Genomic DNA, 23,769 nt, shown 5'->3' with positions numbered 1-23,769 from the left:
GCTCCACCGCGGCGACAGGGGGCCGGCCGGTGTTACGCATCCACTTCACGGCGGACGACCTCACCCGGACCCGGGTGGCCGCGACGATCGGGGTCGCGGCGGAGGTCTACTACAGCCTGGAGCTGCTGAAGGAGAGGCGGGCGCTGCCCCACCTCGGCGCGTGGCGTTCGGCGGTCGCGGGCCGGATGGGGGCGGACACGCGCCCCCTGACCTCCCTGATCCCGGTGCGTGGGCCCGGACTTGACCTGCTGGCGCTGATGGGCGACGTACCCTCCCTGGACCATGCCGTGGACAACCTGCTGCACGCCCCGGCGGCCCGGCTGCGGCGCGAGTTCGAGGGGCTCGCCTTCCACCCCGGCCAACTGCCGTGGGCCAGGCGGGTCTCGGAGGGCGACCGCGACGCGCGGCGGGAGCTCGCCGACGCCGTCCGCGCCTGCCATCGGCTGACCGTGGAGCCCTACTGGGACCAGGGGCGGTCCGACCTGGTCGCGCTGACCACCAGGTGCGCGAACCTGCTGGTGGAGGGAGGCATCGACCTGCTGCTGCGCTCGGTCTGCGCGCCGCTGGTCCGCTGGCGCCCACCGGTCCTTGAGGCCCCCTACCCGCGACGGGTCGAGGTGCGCCTGCAGGGCAGGGGGCTGACCATCACGCCCACGGTCTTCTCGAAGCATCCGGTGAGCCTTCTGTGGGACCCGCTCGACACCGCCCAGCCGCCCCGGCTGACCGTGCCGGCCCTCCGGGGGCCGCTGACCGGTGCCGGTCCTGCGGAAGCCGGCGGCTCCGCCACCCGGAACCTGCAGTCCCTGCTGGGCCGCACCCGGGCCGCCGCCCTGCGCGTGACGGCGGAGGGCTGCACGACGAGCGAACTGGCCCGCCGCCTGGACGTCACGGCCGCGGCGGCGAGTCAGCACGCGACCGTGCTGCGGAACACGGGTCTCATCACCACCAGCCGCCGGGGCGGCTCCGTGCTGCACCTCATCACTCCCCTCGGGCTCGCCCTGCTGCGGACCGGCGTCCCGGCACAGCCGTGAGGCCGCCGTCGGCCCTCCCCCTTTAAGCCGTGGCTTAAGAGGTGGGCCGCGGGGTGAACGGCCGCCCAGGATGGGAAGCCGCAACCGGTTCACCCAACCGATCCCCTCCTGGAGTTCGCATGCAGACTCGTCTCGCCGCCGCGTCCGGTTCCGTCCTGCTGACCGCGGGCGCCCTGCTGGGTGCCCCCGCCGCCGAAGCTCAGGTCACCTCCTACCCCGTCACCCCGTACGGTCCCGTCGCCGTCGGGAACACGTGGACGAAGGGCACGATCACCTGGTACAACCGGTCGGTCGTGGTGAAGGGGGCGCACAAGTCGGTGAGTTCGGCGGGCCCGGAGTACTGCCGGCGCACCTGGGTGTACACCTACAGCGCCTCCGGCGCGCTGCTGGGCTCGGCCGGCTCCGCCCCCGCCGACACGGCCTGCGGTACGACCAAGGAGTTCAGCCCCATACTCGTTCCGGCCGATGTCCCCGGCGGGGCGGCGCTGGTGCGCGTCTGTCTCGACGACGGCAACCTCAAGGATCTGCTCTGCCTCCCCTACCGGCGGCCCTGAACCGTCCGGCGTGGTCCTCACGTCAGTCCCCGGGCCTGTCTGAAGCGGTCGAGTCCGTCGGCCAGTTCGAGGAGGGGCTCGGGGTAGTCGTAGCGCGCCCGTTCGGCGGCCGGGAGTTTCCACGGTTCGTGGACGGCGGGGCCGCGCAGGCCGGCGAGTTCGGGCACCCAGCGGCGTACGTAGGCGCCGTCCGGGTCGTACCGCTTGGCCTGGAGGACGGGGTTGAGCACCCGGTTGGGGCGGCTGTCCGTGCCGGTCCCGGCCACCCACTGCCAGTTGAGCTGGTTGTTGGCGAGGTCGCCGTCGACCAGGAGGCGGCGGAAGTGGCGGGCGCCCACCCGCCAGTCGACGTAGAGCGTCTTGGCGAGGAAGCTCGCGGTCAGCAGCCTGCCGCGGTTGTGCATCCACCCCTCGTGCAGGAGCTGGCGCATGGCCGCGTCGACGATCGGGTAGCCCGTGCGCCCCTCCTGCCAGGCGGCGACGTCCTCCCTGGCCGTCTTCGCGGAGCGCCAGCGGTCGCCACGGGTGCGGTAGTCGCCGGTGGCCGCGCCGGGTCTCGCGGCGAGCACCTGGTGGTGGAAGTCGCGCCAGCACAGCTGCCGCACGAAGTCCTCGGCGCCCCGGGAGTTCCGCTTGCTCGCGTCGTGGACGAGTTCGACGCAGGACAGGGTGCCGAAGTGCAGATGCGGGGAGAGCCTGGAGGTGGCGTCGCCCGCCAGGTCGTCGTGGGTCGTGTCGTAGGCGTCGATACCGTCGCGCAGCCACGCCTTCCACCGCGCGCGGCCGGCGCCCTCCCCGCCCTCGGCGAGCCCCGGCGAGAGCCCCCGCACGTCGTCACGGACCGGCAGGGGGTCGGAGGGGATGTGGTCCGGCACGCGCACGGTGCGGGGCGCGGCGAGGACGGCCCGTACGCCCTCGGCCGACCAGCGGCGGTGGTACGGGGTGAAGACGGCGAAGTGGTCCGACCCGGCGGGGGTCACGGCGCCGGGCGCGACCGCGGTGATCACGGCATCGTGGACGTGCAGGTGCCTGCCGTCCGCTTCCAGCGCCTCGCGCAGCCGCCGTTCCCGCTCGTGGGCGTACCGGCTGACGCCGGCCGCCAGGTGGACCTCGTCGGCGTCGGCGGCCCGGACGACGGCCAGGACCTCGTCGACGGGGTCGCCGGAGCGCACCACGAGCCGGCCGCCGCGCTCCCGCAGCCGCCGGTCGAGGTCGGTCAGGCAGTCGGCGAGGAACGCCTCGCGGTTGGGGCCCGAGCCGCCGACGTCGTCGATCGCCGGGTCGCGGACGAAGAGCGGCACCACCGCGTCCGCGCGTCTGGCGGCGGCGCGCAGCGGCGGATGGTCGTGCACCCGCAGGTCGGAGGTGAACAGGACGACCGAGATGTGCATGGTGCGGACTCCAAAGGGGGGTGCCGGGGAGGGAGCCAGGGCGGGCCTGGGCCGGATGCTGCCACCCACTCTCTTCGGCCGGAGGGGCCGCCGGGGATGCGCCGTGCCGTGCGCGTTCCCCCATATGGGGTGCGCAACGGGACATTCCCCCGCTCGGCTAGCGTTGGGGGACGATTCGGCACATCGGACGGGGGCGGCCGCTCCCCGCGGGCATGGAGGAAGCAACGGTGCACGGTGAGTACAAGGTCCCCGGCGGCAAGCTCGTCGTGGTGGACCTGGACGTCGAGGACGGCGAGCTGCGGCACACCCGCGTGGCCGGTGACTTCTTCCTCGAACCGGACGAGGCGCTCGACGCGATCAACGGCGCGCTGGACGGCGCGCCCGCCGACACGGACGCGGCGGGGCTCGCGGCCCGCATCGACGCCGCGCTCCCCGAGGGCACCGTCATGTACGGCCTGACGTCGGAGGGCATCGGCGTCGCCGTCCGCCGCGCCCTCGCCCATGCGACCGACTGGACCGACTACGACTGGCAGCTGGTCCACGAGGGGCCGCAGCCGCCCGCGCTGCACATGGCCCTCGACGAGGTGCTGACCCAGGAGGTCGCCGCGGGCCGCCGTCCGCCGACGCTGCGCGTGTGGGAGTGGGCGTCCCCCTCGGTGATCATCGGCAGCTTCCAGTCGCTCGCCAACGAGGTCGACGCCGAGGGCGCGGCCCGGCACGGCATCGAGGTCGTGCGCCGGATCTCGGGCGGCGGGGCGATGTTCGTGGAGCCGGGCAACACCATCACGTACTCCCTGTCCGTGCCGGACGCCCTCGTCCAGGGGCTCTCCTTCCAGGACAGTTACGCCTATCTGGACGACTGGGTGCTGGGCGCCCTCGCCGACATGGGCATCAAGGCGTGGTACCAGCCGCTCAACGACATCGCGACGGAGGCGGGGAAGATCGCGGGCGCCGCGCAGAAGCGGACGGTCGCGGTCGGCGGCGGGGCGGGCGCCGTGCTGCACCACGTGACGATGTCGTACGACATCGACGCGGACAAGATGCTCGAAGTGCTGCGCATCGGCAAGGAGAAGCTCTCCGACAAAGGCACGAGGAGCGCGAAGAAGCGCGTCGACCCGCTGCGCCGCCAGACCGGACTGCCGCGCGAGGCGGTCATCGACCGCATGATCGACTCCTTCCGCTCCCGTTACGGCCTGACGGAGGGGAAGGTCACCGGTGAGGAGCTGGCGCGCGCCCAGGAGCTGGTGCTGACCAAGTTCGCGACCGCCGAGTGGACCGCGCGCGTGCCCTGAGCCGGGCCGGGGCCGGAATCACGGCCCGGATTCACGGTCCGGATTCCCGGTGCTGTTCAGGGCCGCTCGGGGCCTTCCGCAGGGCTGCGCTGCCACGCCGTCGTGCCGAGCATGCCCGTCTCGCCGATGTCGAGTCCGCCGTCCGGTTCGATGGTCTGGCGCGGGGCGCCCTTGGCCGCGCCGATCTCGACGTAGACGCCGCTGCCGCGCCGGGTGGCCGCGTCGACGGCCGAGTACCGCCAGACCAGGGAGGTGTACGCGGACTCCCCCGGTCTCAGGGCGATGCGCCTCGGGCCGGGGTCGTCCATGGTGGTGACGGGCTCCGTCCCCTTGAGCACGTTCACGGCGAAGAGCGCGCGGTCCAGGCCGCGGACGCGGATGTCGGGGTAGCCGCGCACCTCGCGCGCGCCGTCGCCGCAGTTGGTCACCGTCACCGACATCGCGCGCAGCCCCGTCGCGGCGGTCACCATGCCCGGGGACATCCGCAGGCCCGACTTCGGGCATCGCGGGGTGTCCGGGCCCGGGGTGGCCTGGATGTCCGCGCCGGGCGGCGCCGCCGTGGGGCCGGACGTGGCCGCTTCGGTCCGTGTCGCCCCGGGGCCCGGGGCGCGCTCCGGGCTCACCTCGCGGTCCAGCTCCGCGGAGAGCCCGCAGCCGGCCAGGAGCGCCGCGGCCGCCGACAGGGCCGCGGCGCGGCTGAGCGATCTCGGTACGACGGTCACGCCGAGATCATGCCATGTACGCCTACTCCCGCGAGCCGCACGGGAGTTGTACAGTCCTCCCACTCCGCGTGAGCTCGCCGGCATCCGCGCAGCGCCTTTGTCCCTGTCGAGAACGGCCTGCCCATGAACGACGCACGCCCATGAACGACGCCCGCCCTCCCGTCGTACGGGAGACCACCGCCCAGCACCTCACCACGGCACCCGACCCGCGCTTCGCCAACGAGGACCTGCTCCCCGTCCCCGCGGAAAGGCGCACCTGGGGCGTGTACAACTACGCGGCCCTCTGGGTCGGCATGGCCCACAACATCCCGTCCTGGACGCTCGCGTCAGGCCTGGTGGCGCTCGGCATGGACTGGAAGCAGGCCGTGCTCGTCATCGCGCTGGCCAACGTGATCGTGCTGCTGCCCATGCTGCTCACGGGGCACGCGGGCCCCAAGTACGGCATCCCGTTCCCCGTGCTCGCCCGCGCCTCCTTCGGGCTGCGCGGCGCCAACCTGCCCGCGCTGATCCGGGCGGCCGTCGCGTGCTGCTGGTTCGGCATCCAGACCTGGATCGGCGGCCAGGGGATCTTCCTGCTGATGGGCAAGATCTTCGGCGGCTGGGCGGAGGCCGCCGAGGTGGGCGGCCACCCGTGGACCCTCTGGCTCTGCTTCGTCGTCTTCTGGGCGTTCGAACTGGCCATCATCTACCGGGGGATGGAGGCGCTGCGCCGGTTCGAGAACTGGGCGGCGCCCTTCGTGCTGGTCGGCGCCGTGGCGCTGCTGGTGTGGATGGCGGCGAAGGCGGGCGGGTTCGGGCCGCTCCTCGACCAGCCGTCGCGGCTGGGCTGGGGCGCCGACTTCTGGCCGGTCTTCTTCCCGTCCCTCATGGGGATGATCGGTTTCTGGTCCACCCTGTCCCTGAACATCCCCGACTTCACGCGGTTCGGGAAGGGGCAGCGGGCCCAGGTGTGGGGGCAGACGCTGGGGCTGCCGACCACGATGACCGCCTTCGCCCTCCTGTCGGTCTTCGTCACCGCCGGTTCGCAGGCGGTGTACGGGGCGGCGATCTGGGACCCGGTGGAGCTCGCGGCCAAGACGGACAACGTCTTCGGTCTGCTCTTCGCGCTGGTGACGGTGTTGATCGCGACGATCTCCGTCAACATCGCCGCGAACGTGGTCTCCCCCGCGTACGACCTGGCCAACCTCGCCCCGAGACTCATCGACTTCCGGGTGGGGGCGCTGATCACGGGCGTGGTCGGTGTCCTGGTCATGCCGTGGAAGCTGACCGCGACGCCGGAGCTGTACATCTTCACCTGGCTCGGTGTGGTCGGCGGGCTGCTCGGCACGGTGGCCGGCGTGCTGATCGCCGACTACTGGATCGTCCGCCGTACCGTCCTCGACCTCGCGGACCTGTACCGGCCGCACGGCCGCTACTGGTACGCCAACGGCTGGAACTGGCGGGCGCTGCTCGCCTTCGGCGTGGGCGGAGCCCTCGCGGTGGGCGGCTCCCACTCCGCGCCCGGCAAGGGCCCGTTCCCCCGGGACGGGCTGATCCCCGCGCTGAAGCCGCTGGCCGACTACGGGTGGGCCGTGGGCCTCTTCGCCGCGCTGGTCCTCCACTCCGTCACGAGCCTGCCGTGGCGGCGCCCCGCCTCGGCCGACGTCAGGAGAGCGCCGGGATGACCGAGGAGCCGTACGCGTCGATGACGTCCTCGCGCGCGTCGTGCATCGCGTACACCGCGAACTGATCGACGCCCAACTCCCTGAGCTCCCTGAGGCGTTCGAGGTGGGACTCGACGGGGCCGAGCAGACAGAACCGGTCGACGATCTCGTCGGGCACGAAGGCGGTGTCGGGGTTCCCGGCCCGGCCGTGGTGGCTGTAGTCGTACCCTTCGCGGGCCTTGATGTACGCGGTGAGGGCCTCGGGCACCATCGAGGAGTGCTCGCCGTACTTGGCGACCAGGTCGGCGACGTGGTTGCCGACCATGCCGCCGAACCAGCGGCACTGTTCGCGGGCGTGCGCGAGGTCGTCGCCGACGTAGGCGGGCGCGGCCACGCAGATCTTCACGTCGGCCGGGTCGCGGCCCGCGGCGGCGGCCGCGTCCCGCACGGCCTTGACCATCCACTGCGTCAGGTAGGGATCGGCGAGCTGCAGGATGAAGCCGTCCGCCCGTTCCCCGGCGAGCGCGAGCGCCTTCGGCCCGTACGCCGCCATCCACACCGGCAGCTTGCCGTTCCGCACCCACGGCAGCCGCAGCGTCTGTCCGTCGACGTCCGCCTCGCGGCCCTCGGCGAGGTCGCGGATGACGCCGATCGCCTCGCCTAGCCGGGCGAGGGTGTTGGGTTTGCGCCCCGCGACGCGCATCGCCGAGTCGCCGCGCCCGATCCCGCACACGGTGCGGTTGCCGTACATGTCGTTGAGGGTGGCGAAGGTGGAGGCGGTCACCTCCCAGGTGCGGGTGCCCGGATTGGTGACCATGGGGCCGACGGTCAGCCGCGTGGTGTGTTCGAGGATGCGGCTGTAGATGACGAACGGCTCCTGCCACAGGACCGCCGAGTCGAAGGTCCAGCCGTAGCGGAAGCCGCTCCGCTCCGCGCGCCGCATGAGGCCGACGACCTCCGAAGCGGGCGGGTCGGTCTGCAGTACGAGTCCGAAATCCATGGCCCCGGCTCCTCACGCAGGTCACGCAGGTCGAATGACACCTCTGACGTCCCAAAGCCGTCCGAGGAGGGACAATCCTCGGCTTCTTGCCGGAGCTTGGCAAGAGGGACTCGGCGGGCGTCCGGCTACGGTTTCCGGGGCCTGTCGGCGCCCATGACGAAGCGTCAGGGAGCTGTGGCGGCAAGGCCGTCCGACACATCCGGGACTCGGGCGAGGTCCTCGTGGTCGACGGCGCGGAGGCGGCCGCGGTCCATCGTGAGGATCTGGTCGGCGGCGGCGAGGCCCGCCCGCTCGTGCGTGACCAGGAGCGTGGTGCGGCCGCGGGTGGCGTCGAGGATGTCGGCGAGCACCGCGGCCGCGGTCTCCGGGTCGAGCCCCTCGGTGGGTTCGTCCAGGACGAGGACGGGCGGGTCGGCGAGCAACGCGCGGGCCAGGAGCAGCCGTTGGCGCTGGCCGCCGGAGACCGTGGCGCCGTCCCCACCGACCAAGGTCTCCCAGCCGTCGGGCAGCGACTCGATCCACTCCAGGACGCGGGCCCTGCGGGCCGCGTCGCGCAGCTCGGCGTCGGTGGCGCCGGGACGGGCCAGGGTCAGGTTGGCGCGGATGCTGGCGTGGAAGACGTGCGCGTCCTGCGTCATGCCGGTGATCGCGCGGCGGACGTCGGCGCCCGCGCACTCGGCGAGTTCACGCCCGCCGACGCGGATGCTGCCCGACTCGTACGGCACGAACCGCATGAGCGCGGCGATCAGCGTCGACTTGCCTGAGCCGCTGGGTCCGAGCAGGACGACGCGCCGGCCGTGCGGCACCCGCAGGCTGACGCCGTCCAGCGCGGGCGGCGCGTCCGGCAGGTGACGCACCCGCAGGTCGGTGACGGTGACGTCGAGCGGCCCCTCGGCGGGCAGCGGGGCCGGGGCGGGCGGGTCGGCGACCGGCGCCGGGGTGTCGAAGAGGTCGGCGAGCCGCCGCGCGGAGGCCCGCACCCCGGCGAAGTGCCGGGCGGCGGCGGGCAGCGGCGCGAGCGCCTCGAAGGAGACGAGGGCAAGGACCGCGAGGACGGTGAGCTGGACGGCGGGCAGGTCGCCCGCGGTGTGGGCGCGCAGCGCGAGCCAGGTGACGCCGACCGTGGCCGCGCCCTGCAGGCCGAGCACCACGGCCTGGGCGAGCGAGGTCGTCAGCGCCTTCTGGCGCTCCAGCGCGGCGATGCGGGCGGCGACCCGGCGGGCCCGGTCGTCGGTACGGCCCCGGGCGCCGTAGGCGGCGAGGTCCGCGGCGCCCCGGGTCAAGTCCACGGTGACGGCGGCGAGTTCGGCGCGCGCGGCCTTCTCCGCGCGGCCACCGCGGCGGGAGAGCGCGAGCACCAGGGCGGGCACGAGGATCCCCGCGACGGCGAGCAGCACGCCGAGCAGCAGCCCCGCCGCCGGCAGCAGCAGGGCGGCCAGGCCGGTGGCGGTCGCGGCGACCAGGCAGGCCGCGGTGACCGGGATCATGACCCGCAGGAGCAGGTCCTGTGCGGCGTCGACGTCGTCGACGAGCCGGGTCAGCAGGTCGCCGCTGCGGTAGGCGGGGGTGCCGGCGGGGGCGAGCGGCACGAGCGCCTCGTACACGCGGGTGCGGAAGCCGGCGACGGCCCGCAGCACGCCGTCGTGGCCGAGGAGCCGGTCGACGTAGCGCAGGGCACCGCGCCCCAGGGCGAGGGCGCGCACGGCGACGATGGCGACACTCACCGCGGCCAGCGGCGGCTGCTCGGCGGCACGCGTGATCAGCCAGGCCGCGGTGGCCATGAGGGCGGCACCGGCCAGCTCACTACCGCCCGCGGCAAGCGCGGCGGGCAACAACCGACGCCAGTACGGCAAGAGGTACCGCAACAACCGCACGGTGGGCCGCGACGACCGGACCTGTCGGGGGGCAGCGGCCTGTCGGGGGCCGGGGGCCGAGGTGTACGGAGTCATGAGGCCGCCAGCCTTTCCGTGGACGCCGTGCGGGGGTGGGAGGGGAGGTCCGGGTGGGGCGGGAGGCTCGGGGCAGCGGACAAGCTCTGGTCGGCGCGGAGGGTCGGAGTGGAGAGGGAGCCCTCTCGTACCGTGATGATTCTGTCCGCGTGTGGGAGCAGGCTCGTGCGGTGGGCCACCACCACCGAGGTGCGGCCGCGCATGAGGGCGACGGTGGCGCGGGTGACCGCGGCCTCGCTCTCGGGGTCGAGGTGGGCGGTCGGCTCGTCCAGGAGCAGGACGGGGGCGTCCTTGAGGAAGGCGCGGGCCAGGGCGATCCGCTGGCGCTGGCCCGCGGAGATCCCGGCGCCGTGCTCGCCGAGCACGGTCTCGTACCCCTGGGGCAGTTCCTCGACGAAGAGGTCGGCGAAGGCGGCGCGGGCCGCCTGCCGTACCTCGTCGTCGCTCGCGTCGGGCCGTCCGAGGCGGATGTTCTCGGCGACGGAGGCCGCGATCAGGTGCGGGCGCTGCGGCACCCAGGCGACCTGGGCGCACCAGCCGTCCGGCGCGAGGCCGGCGAGGTCGGTGCCGTCGGCCGTGACCCGGCCCGAGGTGGGGGTCACGAAGCCGAGGAGCAGCGAGAGGAGCGTGGACTTGCCCGCCCCGCTGGGGCCGATGAGGGCGACGTGCTCGCCGGGGGCGATGGCCAGGGAGACGTGGTGGAGGGCGGGCGCGGCCCGGCCCGGGTACTGGACGGTGACGTCGTCCAGGCGCAGCGGGGCGGTGCGGGCGTCGGGGACGGCGGGGCGGTCGGCGGACGCCGGGCCGGCGTCCTCCTCGTCGAGTGTGGCGAAGACCCGCTCGGCGACGGTGACGCCCTCGGCGCTGTCGTGGAAGGCCCCACCCATGGCGCGTAGCGGGAGGTACGCCTCGGGGGCGAGGAAGAGGACGACCAGGGCCGTGCGCAGGTCCACTTCGCCGTGGAGCAGGCGCAGTCCGACGGGGACGGCCACCAGTGCCACGGAGAGGGTGGCGACGGTCTCCAGGATCAGCGAGGAGAGGAAGGCCACGCGCAGGGTGCGCATGGTGGCCCTGCGGTGGGCGTCGGCCATCTCGTGCACCACGGTGGTCTGATGCCGTTCGCGGCCGAACGCGCGCAGGGTGGGCAGTCCGGCCACCACGTCGAGGAAGTGGCCGCCGAGCCGGGACAGCAACTGCCACTGGTGGGCGGTGCGTTGGGCGGTGTGCATGCCGACGAGGGCACCGAAGACGGGGATCAGCGGCAGGGTGATGACGATGATCAGTGCCGAGGTCCAGTCGGTCCACCCCACGGCGGCGACCACGGTGAGGGGCACCACGGCGGTGGCCGCCTTGGTGGGCAGGTAGCCGACCACGTAGGGGTCGAGGGCGTCGAGGCCCCGGGTGAGCAGGGTGGCCGTCTCACCGTGGCGGCCCGCGGCGAGGCGCAGGGGGTTGGTGTGGCGCAGGTGTCCGGTGATGCGGTCGCGCAGGGTTCGTTTGGTTTCGGCGGCGGCCCGCTGGGCGAGGACGCCGCGGACCCAGGTGAGCAGCGCGCGCAGCGCCATGACGGCGCCGAGCGCGGCCAGCGTGCCGGCGCGGAGCCCGTGTCCGGCGAAGCCGTCCGCGAGCGCCGTCGCCAGCAGGACCGCCTGGGTGACGATGAGCCCGGCGCCCGCCAGGGCCAGTACCGAGGAGTACGTCATGTGGCGCCGCAGTACGGGGATCTCCCGTGTCAGACGGCGTTCGACGGGCTTCATCGTGGGTCCCTCTCGTCGCTTTCCGGGGTCAGAAATAGCTGGGGTGACGTTGGCCCGTCCGCCCCCGGAAGGCCCACCAGCTCCAGAACTGGTAGGCGAGGATCGTCGGGATCACCAGGACCCCGAACCCGCTGAGGATCTTCAGGGTGGCGTCGTCCGTGATGGCGTGGTCGATGTCGAGCCCCGCGCCGGCCCCGGTGGTCAGGAGGTACGGGTAGTGACCGGCCCCCAGGAGCAGCACCGGCAGCGCGGTCGCGACGCAGGTGGCGGCGAACGCCAGGACGTGACGCCCGCGGTTGAGGTACCACCAGGCGGTCGCGAGCGCCGCCGCGAAGACCGCGGTGATGACGACCGAGGTCGCGCGGTTGGTCATCGAGGCGCCCGAGCCGGCCAGGGAGAGGACCAGCGCGAGGGCGCCGGCCGCTCCGGCTCCGGCGATCAACGTGGCGCCCATTTTCCGTGCCCTGGCGGCGACTTCAGGTGCCGAGCGCAGGGCTACGAAGGTCGCGCCGTGCGCGGCGAAGAGCAGCACGGCGGCCGCTCCGCAGACCAGTACGAACGGCGTGAAGACCTCGCCGAACCCGATGTGGAAGCTGCCGTCGGCGCGGCGGGGCACACCGTGGAGCATCAGCCCGACGACGAGACCCCAGCAGACGGCGGGCACGGTGCCGCCGAAGACGATCAGGGCGTCCCACGTCAGGCGGCCGCGCGCGCTGTGGGAGCGGCGGCGCAGCTGGACCGCGGCGTTGCCGAGGACCAGGCCGACGAGGATCGCGACGATCAGCGGGTACATGCCGGCCAGGAGGGTGCCTTCCAGGTGCGGGAAGGCACCGAAGAGGACGCCGGCGAAGGCGACCAGCCACACCTCGTTGCCCAGGAAGAACGGCGCGATGGCGTCGAGGGCGGCGTTCCCGCTGGTGCGCTGCTCCTCCTGACCGTCGCGGCCGAGGAAGGGATGCAGCATCTGCGCGCCGTAGTCGTAGCCGCCGAGCACAAAGTACCCGGCGAGTAGCAGGCCCAGGAGGGCCAGCCAGACGGTCTCCAGACTCATCTCGCTCAACTTTCCGTTACAGCAGGGGACGTCATGTCGTGGGTGCCGGGCGGGCCCGGCTCAGAAGGTGGGCACGGGCTGCTTGTCGCCGGCGCTGCCCTCCGGCAGGTCGGGGAGCTCGTCCGGGAGCGGCTCGGTGACGCCGAGCTGGGTGGCGTCGGGGCCGCGGAGGGCGAAGCGGGTGATGAGGGTCCAGTTGGTCACGGCCAGCGCGAGGAAGATGGCGATGAACAACGTGCAGGAGATCAGCAGCGAGGTCCTCCCCACGTGGGAGAGCGCGTCGTCGACCGTCAACTGGCCGTAGACCAGCCAGGGTTGGCGTCCGACCTCGCGGACGATCCAGCCGCCGACGGAGGCGATGAAGGGGAACGGGATCGTCGCCACCATGATCCAGGAGGCCCACCGCCAGCGGATCAGGCGGTCCTTCCAGAGCAGGATGACGGCGAGGAACGTGATGGTGGAGACCGTGTTGCCGATGAGCGACATCGCGTCCATCGAGATCCGCATCGTGTCCTGCCAGGGCACGTAGTTGCCTGGCCCGAACTCCTTGACGAGCTGCGCCTGCACCTCCGCGACGCCGCTGTTCTCCAGGACCGCGTCCTTCATCGGCTGGGTGCGCTCGATGATGGGCCGCTGCATCTCGCCGACGATGACGACGAAGAACGAGGCGACCATGGAGACCCAGACGCCCAGGCGCAGGGAGCCGCGGAACAGCTCGGTCTCCTTGGTGTGGCGCAGGAAGTGGTACGCGCTGACACCGGCGACGAAGATGCCGCCCGTCGTCAGGGCGCCGAGCGCGAGGTGCAGGAGGGCGACCAGGGCGCTGGAGTTGGTGAGCAGCGCGCCGAAGTCGGTCAGGTAGGCGGCTCCGTCGCGCACCTCGTATCCGACGGGGTGCTGCATGAAGCCGTTGGCGATCAGGATCCAGTAGCCGGAGGCGTACGCGGTCAGGGCGACCAGCCAGATGAGCGTGACGTGCACGCCCCTGCGCAGCCGGCCCCAACCGAAGATCCACATGCCGAGGAAGGTGGACTCGGCGAAGAAGGCGATGAGGGTCTCGAGGGCCAGCGGTGCGCCGAAGACGTTGCCCGCGAACTTGCTGAGGCCGCTCCAGCTGAGCCCGAACTGGAACTCCATGACGAGGCCGGTGACGATGCCGACCGCGTAGTTGATGACGTAGAGCTGACCCCAGAAGCGGGTCATGCGTTCCCGGACGGCTTTCTTGGCGGGATCGCGGGCGTATGCGGCCCGGGTGTGCATGATCGCGACGATGGGGACGAGCCCCATGGTGAGGATCACGAACAGCCAGTGGATGCCGGTCGTGGCCGCGAACTGGAGCCTTGCCAGCTCCGCAGCGCTCATGATGGGACCTTCCTGGGGAGGGGTGTCGAGCGGTGAACGGGTGTGCGCCGGGGCCCTCGCGTCGCGTGTGCGGATGCCGGGCTCCGTTGCCCGTCACCCGCGCGGTGACCCCTGGTATGACCGTAGAGAAGGATGCTTATGCATTTCCAAGACCGGTTTTGCCATGTGACGATGCCTCGACAGGCATGAGTGAAGGTGAATCGTGGATCTACTGCAGTTGCGCTACTTCCAGACCGTCGCCCGCTTCGAGCACATCAGCCGCGCCGCGGAGGAGCTCTGCGTCGCCCAGCCGTCGCTCAGCCGCACCATCGCCCGCCTTGAGGCCGAACTCGGTTCCCCGCTCTTCGAACGGCAGGGCCGCGGCATCAGGCTCAATGAGTACGGCGCGATGTTCCTGCGCCACGTGGACCGTACCCTGAGCGGGCTCGACGACGGCATCAGGGCCGTGCGGGAGGCCGGTGACCAGGGGCTCGGCCGGGTCAGCATCGCCAGCGAGACGCTCCTGACCATCACCACGGTCCTCGGCAGCTTCCGCACCACGCACCCGCGCGCCGAGGTGCGGCTCTACCAGTCGAACGCGGAGGAGATGCAACGTCAACTACGCGTCGGCGAGGTCGACTTCTGCGTCGCGTCCCAGCCACTGACCGGCTCGCACCTGGAGTCGATCGAGCTCGCCCGCGAGGAGGTGCTGCTCGCGGTGCCGCGCGGGCACTGGCTGGACGGGCGCGAGAGCGTGACGATCCCCGAGATCGCCGACGAGCCCTTCGTCACGACGCGCAGGGGTCACTGGCAACGCACGCTGCTGGACCGGCTGTTCGCGTCCGAGGGGCTGTCCGCGCCGCTGCTGTCGTGCGAGGGCGACGAGCCGGGCGCGAGCCAGGTGCTGATCAGCGCCGGTCTCGGCATCGGGCTCATCCCCGCGATGTCCCGGCAGGCCGGCACCGACACCCGGGTCCCGGTCGCGTGGGTGCACGTGGCCGCCCCCGCCTGCTACCGCGTGCTCAACCTCGTCTGGCGCCGTGACGGCTATCTGTCCGAAGCCGCCGTGCAGTTCCGGGAGTTCATCACCGCGCGGCCGTTCATGACCCACCGGCTGCCCGACCCGCCCCGGCCCCGGACGTGACGCGGCGGGCACGGCCCGTTCCTGGCGCGCGGGGACGACCCTTTGGTACGGTCCGTCCTGCCGCCCTGTCTCCGGATGTGGTCCCCCACGTCCCGACGGCCGGTGTGTGAAGGCGAGTTGGCGAGGGTGTCGCGTCCCCACCCGGCTCTCCGAGCGGCACTCCACCCCTCTTCAACGGCCGCTCGCCCGGCGCTTGTGCCCATGAGCCCGCCGGCGCGCGGCCCCGCGCCTTCAGAGGAGTTCCTCCCATGCCCAAGATCACGTACATCTCCGTCGACGGCACCGAGCGGACCGTCGACGTGCCTACCGGGACGAGTGTCATGCGCGGCGCCGTCTTCAACGACATCGACGGGATCGTCGCCCAGTGCGGCGGCAACATGCAGTGCGCCACCTGCCACGTCTACGTCGACGAGAGCACCCTGGACAAGCTGGAGCCCCGCGAGCCGGGCGAGGACGAGATGCTCGGCTTCACCGCCTGCGAGCGCCGCCCCAACAGCCGGCTCAGCTGCCAGCTGAAGTCCAGCGACGCCCTGGACGGCCTGATCGTCCACACCCCCGAACGGCAGAACTGACGTCAGCGGAACTCGGCTCTCCAGGCCTCGCCGCCGGAGTCGGGCAGGCTGAGGACCATCTCGCCCTGGGCGCCCGTGTAGGTGCCGGTGCCGCCGGTGACCACGCCGGTGATGCCTCCGCGGCCGCTCCGGGCGCCTTCGGTGAGGGGCCGGGAGGCCTGGTAGCTGATCTTCCCGTCGTCGGCGAGGTCGATGATGCCCGAGCAGTAGACGGTGACCGCGGCGCGCCCGGTGCCCTCCTTGGCGCAGGTCTCGAACCCACCGCCCCGTCGAGTGCCGTCGACGTCCCTCGCCGTGAAGCGCCAGGCGGTGCCGGGGCCGTCGTCGGCGGACGCGGCGGCGTTCTTGCCGCCGGCCGGACTCAGCAGGAGCGTGGGAAGGTCCCGGCCGGCGTTCTGTTCCGCCATGGCCGGGTCCATGACGAGCCATGCGCACGCGGCCGCGGTGAGCGTCAGGCCTCCGGCCGCCGCCAAGAATCGAACCACAGTACTGTCCTGGTGTTTCGCGGGAGTACGAGCGTTATGTGGCGTCAACTTAGCAGCGGCGGCGGAAGGCGTTCTTCCCTTCCGGCGGGGGCGGCAATAGGACGCGAATTCGACGGACTCCCGGCCCGGGGCACCACGGGAGCGGTACGGCGGGCGGCCGTACCGCTCTCTCGCGTCAGGACGTGCGCTGCGTCGCGTTGATCGCCATCTCGGTGAGGCGGTCCTTCGCCTCGTCGGTGGCGCTGCTCTCCCGCAGCGCGGTGAGGGCCCGCTCGGTGCGCAGGGCGATGTCGCGCTCGATGTGGTCGACCGCCCCCACGTCCGTCATGACGGCGCGCATCGCGGTGAGTTCCTCGTCGGTGATCGGGGTGCCGATCCTGGCCCTGAGGAACTTCGCGCCGTCCGGGTCCCGCTCGTCGGCGTACTTCAGGGCCGTCGCGAACAGTACCGTGCGCTTGCCCTGGATCAGGTCGCCGCCGGACGGCTTGCCGGTCTCCTCCGGGCTGCCGAACACGCCGAGCAGATCGTCGCGCAGCTGGAACGCCACGCCGATGTCATGGCCGAACGCACGGTAGGCGGCGATGAGTTCATCGTCCGCGTCGGCGACGGCGGCACCCAGGTGCAGCGGGCGCGCCACCGTATAGGAGGCGGTCTTGTACTCGTTGACCCGCAGCGGCGTCTCGATGTCCTCCTCGGCCGACGCCTCGGCCGTCAGGTCGAGCAGCTGCCCGTGCAGGACCTCGGCGCGCAGCGCCGACCAGACCGGGGAGACCCGCGCCAGCGCCTGCGGCGACAGGCCGGAGGTGTGGAGCAGGTCGTCGGCCCAGCCCTGGGCCAGGTCGCCGACCAGGATCGCCGCCCCGGTGCCGAACAGCTCCGCGTCGCCGTTCCAGCACCGCTCCCGGTGCCGGCCGGTGAACGTCATGTGGGCGGCGGGGGCGCCGCGGCGGGTCGGGGCCGCGTCGATGACGTCGTCGTGGATCAGCGCCGATGCGTGGAACAGCTCCAGTGCGGCGCCCGCGCGCACCACCGCGTCGGCGGTGGCGCCGTGGGCCTCTCCCCCGGCGCCGATCCAGCCGAGCCAGGCGAAGGTCGGGCGCACGCGCTTGCCGCCGCGCAGGACGTAGGTCTCCAGCTCGGTGACCGCGTCGGCGCAGGCCTCACCGATCTGTGCGGCCTCGTCCCGGCGGGCGGCGAAGAACCGGCGGAGCGTGTCCTCGACGGCCTCCACGGGGCTGATGGGGGTGCTCGTCATAACGTCAACTTCCCTAGTTCTCATCGGAGTCGGGCAGCGGCGAGCACCCCGTCGGCCGGGGTTGCCGCTGGAGGTGGGTCCGCAGCGCGCTGCGCTTTGGGGGCCGGTCGCCGTCACACGGGCGCGGGGGCCGTGGGGAAAGACCTGCCGTCGGTACGGGCAGGCCTGCTGGACACCGCCGGCGACGGCCGCGCCGCGAGGACCGCTGTCCTCGGGGCCGGCGGTGTCCTGGCCGCGCCGGACGGGATCGGTGCGGTATACGGGCGATGAAGCCCGGTTCGAGTATGGGCGGGGGGACTTGAGCTCCGGTCGAGCTCCGTTACCCGGCCTTGGCCGCCTCGACGACAGAGGCGTGCGAGGAGGTGTCCATGACCCGGGTGACGGTGAACCCCGCCGCCGTCAGCAACTCCTCGTACTCCGCGCGGGTGCGGCCCCGGCCGTTCAGGACCGTCATCATCAGGATGTCGCCGGTCTTGCCCGCGTGCGGTTCGTTGCCCGGCGGGATCAGGGCGTTGATGACGAGGAGCCGTGCGTGGTCGGGCATCGCCGCGTGACAGGTGCGCAGGATGCGCACGCACTCCTCGTCCGGCCAGCTCGCCAGGACGTGCTTGAGGAGGTAGACGTCGGCGCCGGAGGGCACGGCGGTGAAGAAGTCCCCCGGCTCGGCGCTCCAGCGCCCGGCCAGTTCCGGCAGGTCAAGGACGTGGCCGGCCACGACCGACTCCAGGTCGACCAGGGTGCCGGTCATGTGCGGGTTGCGCCGCAGGACCTCGCGGAGCAGGCCGCCGCGTCCGCCGCCCACGTCTACGGCGGTCTTGAACCCCGAGAAGTCGAAGGCCTCGACGATGCCGTTGCTGAGCGCCTCGGAGAACGCGGCCATGCTGGAGTTGAAGGCCCGGCTCAGCTCCGGATCGGCCGCTATGTGGTCGTAGAAGGGGACGCCGTACACGTTCTCGAAGGCGGTGGTGCCGGTGCGCACCGCCTCGTGGAGCTGGGCCGCCGACTGCCAGAAGACCGGCTCGCCGCGGACCATCACGTAGCTGCGCAGCGAACGTTCGCCGTCGGAGCGCAGGTGCTGCGCGAGCGGGGTCAGGTGGAAGCGGCCCGCCTCGTCCTCGCGGAAGACTCCCTTGGTCGCGAGGAGCCGTAGCACCCGGTAGAGGTAGGGGCCGTTGACGCCGGCGGCCTCGGCGAGTTCGTCGGCCGTCCGCGGTCCGTCCGCGAGGTGGTCGGCGACGGCGAAGCGGGCGGCGGTGTGGAGGGCGGCCGAGTACAGGTAGCCCAGGGAGAGTTCGAGCAGCTCGTCCGTCACGTGCTCGGAGTCGGCCGGGGAGCCCGGGTGCCGCTCTTGTGCATCGGTGCCGTGCGCGGTGGTGACCGCCTCCGAGCTGTCCGCTCCCCCGTGCCGTGCGGATGTCATGGGTGGGGTGTCCCCTCTCTCTTTCCTGCGAGGTGTCAGGGCGCACGGATCGCGCACGAGCCCCGCCTGTACGTCTCACCCTCCGGCTGGAATGTCGCATTTCGCTGGAGTCGCACTCGTGCACCTGTACGGATGCCCGTCAAGCGGGTCGAGCGAGCGTCCAGCCGGTGCCGAGCACCGCTCGTGATGATTCGCTTGATCACGTCAGGCAGCACGAAGGAGAAACACCATGATCGGCAGACGCCGTGTACTCGGTGCCGGAATGGCCGTCACATCCGTAGGATTCACCGGGGCCGCCCTGGCACCCCTGTACAACGCCCGCGACGCCGAGGCCGCCGACACGCCTGCCGCAGCGGTCCTTCCCGCCATCGAGCTCTTCAAGGTGCCGATGCCGCTGATACCGGTGGCCAGGCCGATCTTCACCGACGGCGGCATGGACACGTACGAGATCACCACGCGCAAGATCACCAAGGAGATCCTGCCGGGCATCCGCACCGAACTGCTCACCTACGACGGGCAGTTCCCCGGCGCGACCATCAAGGCGCGCCGGAACCGACCCGTCTCCATCATCCAGCACAACGACCTGGACGTGCCCATCTCCCGCCACCTGCACGGCGCTTCGGTCGCCCCGGACAGCGACGGCGGCCCGATGGACACCATCGACCCGGGCGAGACCCGCGTATACCACTACCCCAACAAGCAACCGCACGCCTCGCTCTGGTACCACGACCACGCCCACCACGTGGAGTCGGAGAACGTCTACCGGGGCCTGCACGGCAGCTATCTGATCAGTGACGCCGAGGAGGAGGCCCTGCCGCTGCCCAAGGGCAAGTACGACGTCGTGATCGAGCTGCGCGACGTGGACTTCGAGCCGACGGGCCAGCTCCTGTACGCCATGGGCGACCGCAACCGCAACACCCTCCTGGTGAACGGGGCGCCCTACCCGTACTTCGAAGTGGCCGCCCGCAAGTACCGGCTGCGCTTCGCCAACACGTCCAACATGCGCTTCTTCGAGCTGCGCCTCGCGGACGGCGGCGACCTGGTGCAGATCGGTTCGGACGGCGGGCTGCTGCCGCGCCCGTCCACCACCAAGTCGGTCTACCTGTCGTCGGGCGAACGCGCGGACATCGTCATCGACTTCTCCCGCTACCCGGTCGGCAGCCAGATCGTCCTGCAGAACACCGCAGGCCGCGGACCCGTCGAGCAGGTCGGGCAGGTGATGCGCTTCGACGTGACGCGCACCGCCGACGACCCGAGCTCGGTGCCGTCCGTGCTGCGCACCCTGCCGCCGCTGCCCACCCCCACCAACAGCCGCACCATCGTGCTGCGCATGGACGAGGACGGCCGCACCAACCCGCAGGCGTACATGGACGAGAAGGTGTACGACCCCGAGCGCGTCGACGCCATGATCCGGCACGGCGCGAGCGAGGTCTGGACCGTCACCAACGCCAACGTGAAGGCCCCGCACAACTTCCACATGCACCTGGTGCAGTTCCGGGTACTGGAGCGGAACGGGGCCGCGCCGGGCCCTTCGGAGTCGGGGCTGAAGGACACGGTGGTGCTCCAGCCCGGTGAGACGGTCAAGCTGCAGGCGACCTTCGACACCTATGCCGGCGAGTTCGTGTACCACTGCCACATGCTCGACCACTCGGCGATGGGCATGATGGCGACGATGAAGATCAGCTGACGCCCTGCCGGCGGGCACCAAAAGACCCGCCCGCCCGACCGCGTGGAACGAGCGGTCGGGCGGGCGGGTCGCGGCGTGCGGGCCGCGGTGTGCGGACCGCGGCGTGCGTCAGCTCACGGGGCGGACCCGGTCGTGGGCCGCGGCGGACATCCGGTGGTAGGCCGCGAGCTTGAAGTACTCCTCGCTGCGCGAGAGCGCACCGGCGTAGACGAGGACGCAGTCGCCGTCGTACGTGTGCGGCACGTTCCGCGCGAACTTCCCGAGCAGCGGCTCCGCGCGGGCCGGGAGCGCCGCGGGATCCGTGGTCCTCGTGGAGAAGCTCATCCGCTCGACCTTCGAGGAGTCCCAGCTGAAGCTCGGGTAGAGCGCCGAGGAGGTCTCGATGAAGTCGAGCATCCGTGCGCTCGGCTCCGGCAGCCCGAACGCGTCGAGCATCGAGCGGACCGTCTTGCGCTGGACGTAGTCGGAGGAGAGCCCGTTGAAGTAGACGTTCCAGGTCCGGCGCCCGTAGTCGATCGCAAGCGCCGAGACCTTGTCGCCGAGGCCGAACTCGGTGAACGTACGGAGGTTCTCGGAGAGCCCCGGCGGCATGGCGGGGACCTCGGCCAGTGCGGTCAGTTCCTGCAACTGCCCCTGCGGGAAGAAGGTGTAGGTCTTGCTGAAGCCGCCGCCGAGCCGCTGGTCGACACCGAAGGTCTGCACGGGGAAGCGCTTCAGGACCTCCGTGAACAGCCCGCGGATGGAGTGGTCGGTCTCCTCCGCGAGGCCGTTGGCCACGGCTGTCTCGTAGGGGTCACCGGCGCTCGGCGGCACCATGAAGTCGAAGGAGAGGTCCCCGATCCGGCCCCCGCTGGTCACCATGTTGAAGACGATGGGGTCGGTGATCATGTCCTGGAAGGCGGTCAGGGCCGGCCACATCTTCTCGCGCGAGCAGGCCACGCCCAGCAGTCCGGCCGCCTCCTCGACGGCCGTGTACAGACTCTCTATGTCAGCTTTACCGGACATCAAAATCCCCCACATGTCGATACGGAGTTCAGTCGAGCGGGCCCCTCGGGTCCGCGGGGTGCCGTCTGCGAGGACCTCCCCGACCAGCGAGTCCAGGCCGTTCGAGCTGAATGATGGTGACCGCGGCTCGGGGCCGGGTCGAGAATCGCTGCACCGGTTTCCGGGGCGCGCGGCGGGGCACGGGAGGGCCCGCCCGGCGGCCGGACGGGGGAGGACGGCCGCCGGGCGGGAGTCTGGTGCGGCTGTGCGCCGCGTTCCCGCCTCGGTAAGAACAGTAGAGAGAACTTCTCATGCGTTCCAAGACCGGTTTTGCCATGTGCAGATATCCCCGGAGGCATCAATGCGTGCCTCCCGGCTGTCCCTGGGAAGGCCCCCGGCCGCCCGGCGCTTCCTGGCTCCGTCACGGGCTCCTTTGGTACGCTCCGAACCAGTCGCCATGCCCGTGGCCCCGGACGTCGCGTGTCCGAACGGCCCGCATGCGACGGTGCGTTGAGAGGGACGTCGCGTTCCCCCTCGCCCACGGCCACGTCTTTTTCCTGCGTTGCTCTGTGCGCGTCTTCCGTGCGTCTCTCCGTGCCTTCTTCCGTGTGTTTCCCGTGTGTTTTCCGTGTGTCTCCCCCTTCGAGGAGCCCTTTGCCATGCCCAAGATCACGTACATCTCCGTCGACGGCACCGAGCGGACCGTCGACGTCCCCGCCGGGACGAGCGTCATGCGCGGCGCCGTCTTCAACGACATCGACGGGATCGTCGCCCAGTGCGGCGGCAACATGCAGTGCGCCACCTGCCACGTCTACGTCGACGAGACCACGCTCGACAAGCTGGAGCCGCCGCAGGAGCGGGAGAACGAGATGCTCGACTTCACCGCGTGCGAGCGCCGCCCCAACAGCCGGCTCAGCTGCCAGCTGAAGTCCAGCGACGCCCTGGACGGCCTGATCGTCCACACCCCCGAACGGCAGAACTGATGAAGGACAGCACCCACCCGCCGTCCGTCGTCATCGTGGGGGCCGGGCAGGGCGGCCACCAGACGGCGGCCTCCCTGCGCGAACACGGTTACGAGGGCCGCATCACGCTCATCAGCGCCGAGGACGCCCTCCCCTACGAGCGTCCGCCGCTCTCCAAGGCCTACCTCAAGGGCGAGGCGGACGAGGCACAGCTCTGGCTGCGCCCCGCGACGTACTACGTGCGCCAGTCCATCGACCTCGTCGCCGGGACCGTGGCCGGGATCGACCCGGCCGCCCGCACGGTGCGCCTCACCGACGGCACCACGTACGACTACGGCCACCTCGTCCTGGCCACCGGCGCCGCGCCGCGCACCCTCGACGTGCCGGGTGCCGGGCTGCGCGGCGTGCACACCCTGCGCACCGCGCAGGACGCCGCCGCGCTAAGGGCCTCACTCGCCGGGGCGCGGCGCGCGGTCGTGGTGGGAGCCGGGTTCATCGGCCTCGAATTCGCCGCCGCGGCACGGGAAGCGGGCGTCGAGACGACCGTCGCGGAAGCCCTCGACCGGCCGCTCGCCCGCGCCGTCTCGGCGCGGACCGCGGAGTACTTCACGCGGCTGCACCGCGACCGGGGCACCCGGCTCCTCTTCGGACAGGGCGTCGCGGCCCTGCACGGCGGCCCGCGCTCGGGCGTCACGGCGGTGGAGCTTGCCGACGGCAGCCGGCTCCCCGCCGACCTGGTCCTCATCGGCGCCGGCGTCACCCCGCGCACGGAGCTGGCCGCCGAGGCCGGTCTCCCGGTGAACGACGGCATCGTCGTCGACTCCCGGCTGCTCACCGCCGACCCGCACATCTCCGCCATCGGGGACTGCGCGGCGTTCCCGCAGGTGCGTTCCGGGAACCTGCTGCGGCTGGAATCGGTGCAGAACGCCGTCGGCCACGGTCTGGCGGTGGCCAGGCGGCTGACCGGCACGACCGGCTCGTACGACGAACTGCCCTGGTTCTGGAGCGATCAGTTCGACACGACCCTGCAGATCGCGGGGCTCGACGAGGGGCACGAGACCGAGGTGGTGACCGGCGACGACCCCGGCGCGTTCTCGGTGCTCCTCTTCCGAGGGGAAGCCCTCCAGGCGGTCGAGTCGGTCAACCGCCCCGCCGACCACCTCGCCGCGCGCCGGCTCCTTGCGGAGGGTGCCGTCCTGACGCCCGCGGAGGCCTCGGCTCCGGGGTTCGGCCTCAAGGAGCACCTCCGGAGGTTCCTCAGGGGCGGAACGGAGACGCCCGTACCCCTGTGAGGGCGTCAGGAAACACGTACGGACCCGCCCCGCGCCACCGAGCCGGGGCGGGTTCGGCGTGATTCCAGCAGGAATCCGTTCCCGCCAAAGATTGACCGCGCATCGTGGGCTTCGACCCGAAGGACGAGCGGAGAACGGAACAGATGCACACCTATGTAGTGGTCGACGCGTTTGCCGAAAAGCCCCTGTCCGGTAACCCGGTGGCGGTGTTCTTCGACAGCGACGACCTGAGCGGCA

General features: G+C 72.0%; 21 protein-coding genes. 10 read left to right on the top strand and 11 right to left on the bottom strand.

Annotated features, from left to right (window positions below; genetic code table 11):
• Window positions 1–29 precede the first annotated feature (29 nt).
• Together ACZ7DY_RS00105 and ACZ7DY_RS00100 are read left to right on the top strand one after the other, a co-directional pair.
• Window positions 30–1,031 carry an ArsR/SmtB family transcription factor gene (locus ACZ7DY_RS00105; RefSeq protein WP_471127897.1) on the top strand — a complete coding sequence of 334 codons (1,002 nt, stop codon included), beginning with the start codon at window positions 30–32 and terminating at the stop codon, window positions 1,029–1,031.
• A 119-nt stretch (window positions 1,032–1,150) separates the two neighbouring features.
• On the top strand, window positions 1,151–1,585 hold the full coding sequence (locus ACZ7DY_RS00100) for a hypothetical protein (protein ID WP_471127894.1): 435 nt from the start codon (window positions 1,151–1,153) through the stop codon (window positions 1,583–1,585).
• A 17-nt stretch (window positions 1,586–1,602) separates the two neighbouring features.
• Here the strand turns inward: ACZ7DY_RS00100 and ACZ7DY_RS00095 are convergent, their stop codons facing one another.
• Window positions 1,603–2,976 (bottom strand): cryptochrome/photolyase family protein, encoded by a 1,374-nt coding sequence (locus ACZ7DY_RS00095; protein ID WP_471127892.1) that lies wholly within the window; start codon window positions 2,974–2,976, stop codon window positions 1,603–1,605.
• Between the two features lie 227 nt (window positions 2,977–3,203).
• On the opposite strand from ACZ7DY_RS00095, the gene ACZ7DY_RS00090 reads away from it, so the two are divergent.
• Window positions 3,204–4,268, top strand: coding sequence for a lipoate--protein ligase family protein (locus ACZ7DY_RS00090; RefSeq protein ID WP_471127889.1), 1,065 nt, complete (start codon window positions 3,204–3,206; stop codon window positions 4,266–4,268).
• Window positions 4,269–4,324: 56 nt separating this feature from the next.
• On the opposite strand, the gene ACZ7DY_RS00085 is transcribed toward ACZ7DY_RS00090, so the two are convergent.
• Window positions 4,325–4,990, bottom strand: a complete 666-nt coding sequence (locus tag ACZ7DY_RS00085; RefSeq protein ID WP_471127886.1) for a DUF4232 domain-containing protein — start codon at window positions 4,988–4,990, stop codon at window positions 4,325–4,327.
• Window positions 4,991–5,130: 140 nt separating this feature from the next.
• Here ACZ7DY_RS00085 and ACZ7DY_RS00080 point away from each other — a divergent pair, with 140 nt between their 5' ends.
• Window positions 5,131–6,654 carry an NCS1 family nucleobase:cation symporter-1 gene (locus tag ACZ7DY_RS00080; protein ID WP_471127884.1) on the top strand — a complete coding sequence of 508 codons (1,524 nt, stop codon included), beginning with the start codon at window positions 5,131–5,133 and terminating at the stop codon, window positions 6,652–6,654.
• Here the strand turns inward: ACZ7DY_RS00080 and ACZ7DY_RS00075 are convergent.
• From ACZ7DY_RS00075 to ACZ7DY_RS00055, 5 genes are all read right to left on the bottom strand, one after another.
• Window positions 6,635–7,633: a TIGR03842 family LLM class F420-dependent oxidoreductase gene (locus tag ACZ7DY_RS00075; RefSeq protein WP_471127881.1), complete on the bottom strand. Its 999-nt coding sequence runs from the start codon at window positions 7,631–7,633 to the stop codon at window positions 6,635–6,637. The genes ACZ7DY_RS00080 and ACZ7DY_RS00075 overlap by 20 nt on opposite strands.
• 164 nt (window positions 7,634–7,797) lie before the next feature.
• The gene (gene cydC / locus ACZ7DY_RS00070; protein ID WP_471130125.1) at window positions 7,798–9,507 is read right to left on the bottom strand and encodes a thiol reductant ABC exporter subunit CydC; all 1,710 of its coding nucleotides are present in this window, start codon (window positions 9,505–9,507) and stop codon (window positions 7,798–7,800) included.
• Between the two features lie 71 nt (window positions 9,508–9,578).
• The gene (gene cydD, locus ACZ7DY_RS00065) at window positions 9,579–11,339 is read right to left on the bottom strand and encodes a thiol reductant ABC exporter subunit CydD (RefSeq protein WP_471127878.1); all 1,761 of its coding nucleotides are present in this window, start codon (window positions 11,337–11,339) and stop codon (window positions 9,579–9,581) included.
• A 28-nt stretch (window positions 11,340–11,367) separates the two neighbouring features.
• Window positions 11,368–12,390, bottom strand: a complete 1,023-nt coding sequence (gene cydB, locus ACZ7DY_RS00060; RefSeq protein WP_471127876.1) for a cytochrome d ubiquinol oxidase subunit II — start codon at window positions 12,388–12,390, stop codon at window positions 11,368–11,370.
• 60 nt (window positions 12,391–12,450) lie between these two features.
• Window positions 12,451–13,752 (bottom strand): cytochrome ubiquinol oxidase subunit I, encoded by a 1,302-nt coding sequence (locus ACZ7DY_RS00055; RefSeq protein WP_471127873.1) that lies wholly within the window; start codon window positions 13,750–13,752, stop codon window positions 12,451–12,453.
• Between the two features lie 202 nt (window positions 13,753–13,954).
• Here ACZ7DY_RS00055 and ACZ7DY_RS00050 point away from each other — a divergent pair, with 202 nt between their 5' ends.
• Both ACZ7DY_RS00050 and ACZ7DY_RS00045 read left to right on the top strand, forming a co-directional pair.
• Complete coding sequence (locus tag ACZ7DY_RS00050) at window positions 13,955–14,875, top strand: LysR family transcriptional regulator (RefSeq protein ID WP_471127871.1); 921 nt, start codon at window positions 13,955–13,957, stop codon at window positions 14,873–14,875.
• A gap of 248 nt (window positions 14,876–15,123) precedes the next feature.
• Window positions 15,124–15,447 (top strand): 2Fe-2S iron-sulfur cluster-binding protein, encoded by a 324-nt coding sequence (locus tag ACZ7DY_RS00045; RefSeq protein ID WP_471127869.1) that lies wholly within the window; start codon window positions 15,124–15,126, stop codon window positions 15,445–15,447.
• A 2-nt stretch (window positions 15,448–15,449) separates the two neighbouring features.
• Here ACZ7DY_RS00045 and ACZ7DY_RS00040 read toward each other — a convergent pair whose 3' ends face one another.
• The 3 genes from ACZ7DY_RS00040 to ACZ7DY_RS00030 all read right to left on the bottom strand — a co-directional run bounded on the left by ACZ7DY_RS00040 (window position 15,450) and on the right by ACZ7DY_RS00030 (window position 18,607).
• Entirely contained in the window at window positions 15,450–15,932 is a 483-nt protein-coding gene (locus ACZ7DY_RS00040) for a hypothetical protein (protein WP_471127866.1), read from the bottom strand.
• Between the two features lie 175 nt (window positions 15,933–16,107).
• Window positions 16,108–17,187, bottom strand: a complete 1,080-nt coding sequence (locus tag ACZ7DY_RS00035) for a polyprenyl synthetase family protein (protein ID WP_471127863.1) — start codon at window positions 17,185–17,187, stop codon at window positions 16,108–16,110.
• A gap of 319 nt (window positions 17,188–17,506) precedes the next feature.
• Window positions 17,507–18,607, bottom strand: coding sequence for a methyltransferase (locus tag ACZ7DY_RS00030; RefSeq protein WP_471127861.1), 1,101 nt, complete (start codon window positions 18,605–18,607; stop codon window positions 17,507–17,509).
• Between the two features lie 229 nt (window positions 18,608–18,836).
• Here ACZ7DY_RS00030 and ACZ7DY_RS00025 point away from each other — a divergent pair, with 229 nt between their 5' ends.
• Window positions 18,837–20,294, top strand: a complete 1,458-nt coding sequence (locus ACZ7DY_RS00025; RefSeq protein WP_471127859.1) for a multicopper oxidase family protein — start codon at window positions 18,837–18,839, stop codon at window positions 20,292–20,294.
• A gap of 108 nt (window positions 20,295–20,402) precedes the next feature.
• On the opposite strand, the gene ACZ7DY_RS00020 is transcribed toward ACZ7DY_RS00025, so the two are convergent.
• Entirely contained in the window at window positions 20,403–21,299 is an 897-nt protein-coding gene (locus ACZ7DY_RS00020; protein ID WP_471127857.1) for an aromatic prenyltransferase, read from the bottom strand.
• 638 nt (window positions 21,300–21,937) lie between these two features.
• On the opposite strand from ACZ7DY_RS00020, the gene ACZ7DY_RS00015 reads away from it, so the two are divergent.
• The 3 genes from ACZ7DY_RS00015 to ACZ7DY_RS00005 form a co-directional block, all read left to right on the top strand.
• A complete protein-coding gene (locus ACZ7DY_RS00015) occupies window positions 21,938–22,261 on the top strand; it encodes a 2Fe-2S iron-sulfur cluster-binding protein (protein ID WP_471127855.1) in 324 nt (107 codons plus the stop codon).
• Window positions 22,261–23,532, top strand: coding sequence for an NAD(P)/FAD-dependent oxidoreductase (locus ACZ7DY_RS00010; RefSeq protein ID WP_471127853.1), 1,272 nt, complete (start codon window positions 22,261–22,263; stop codon window positions 23,530–23,532). Before ACZ7DY_RS00015 ends, ACZ7DY_RS00010 begins: the two co-directional genes overlap by 1 nt.
• A 143-nt stretch (window positions 23,533–23,675) precedes the next feature.
• On the top strand, window positions 23,676–23,769 hold a 94-nt coding region (locus ACZ7DY_RS00005; RefSeq protein WP_471130122.1), incomplete at its 3' end, for a PhzF family phenazine biosynthesis protein.

The organism is Streptomyces sp. NPDC037013 (genome assembly GCF_055607265.1).
The sequence above is the reverse complement of the archived record's forward strand: the minus strand, read 5'-3'. Positions and strand labels throughout refer to the sequence as shown.

Coding starts and splice junctions, on each gene's coding strand:
- ACZ7DY_RS00100 (WP_471127894.1), top strand. CDS start 1,151: ATGCAGACTCGTCTCGCCGCCGCGTCCGGTTCCGTCCTGCTGACCGCG.
- ACZ7DY_RS00095 (WP_471127892.1), bottom strand. CDS start 2,976: ATGCACATCTCGGTCGTCCTGTTCACCTCCGACCTGCGGGTGCACGAC.
- ACZ7DY_RS00080 (WP_471127884.1), top strand. CDS start 5,131: ATGAACGACGCCCGCCCTCCCGTCGTACGGGAGACCACCGCCCAGCAC.
- ACZ7DY_RS00075 (WP_471127881.1), bottom strand. CDS start 7,633: ATGGATTTCGGACTCGTACTGCAGACCGACCCGCCCGCTTCGGAGGTC.
- cydD (WP_471127878.1), bottom strand. CDS start 11,339: ATGAAGCCCGTCGAACGCCGTCTGACACGGGAGATCCCCGTACTGCGG.
- cydB (WP_471127876.1), bottom strand. CDS start 12,390: ATGAGTCTGGAGACCGTCTGGCTGGCCCTCCTGGGCCTGCTACTCGCC.
- ACZ7DY_RS00055 (WP_471127873.1), bottom strand. CDS start 13,752: ATGAGCGCTGCGGAGCTGGCAAGGCTCCAGTTCGCGGCCACGACCGGC.
- ACZ7DY_RS00045 (WP_471127869.1), top strand. CDS start 15,124: ATGCCCAAGATCACGTACATCTCCGTCGACGGCACCGAGCGGACCGTC.
- ACZ7DY_RS00035 (WP_471127863.1), bottom strand. CDS start 17,187: ATGACGAGCACCCCCATCAGCCCCGTGGAGGCCGTCGAGGACACGCTC.
- ACZ7DY_RS00030 (WP_471127861.1), bottom strand. CDS start 18,607: ATGACATCCGCACGGCACGGGGGAGCGGACAGCTCGGAGGCGGTCACC.
- ACZ7DY_RS00025 (WP_471127859.1), top strand. CDS start 18,837: ATGATCGGCAGACGCCGTGTACTCGGTGCCGGAATGGCCGTCACATCC.
- ACZ7DY_RS00020 (WP_471127857.1), bottom strand. CDS start 21,299: ATGTCCGGTAAAGCTGACATAGAGAGTCTGTACACGGCCGTCGAGGAG.
- ACZ7DY_RS00015 (WP_471127855.1), top strand. CDS start 21,938: ATGCCCAAGATCACGTACATCTCCGTCGACGGCACCGAGCGGACCGTC.
- ACZ7DY_RS00010 (WP_471127853.1), top strand. CDS start 22,261: ATGAAGGACAGCACCCACCCGCCGTCCGTCGTCATCGTGGGGGCCGGG.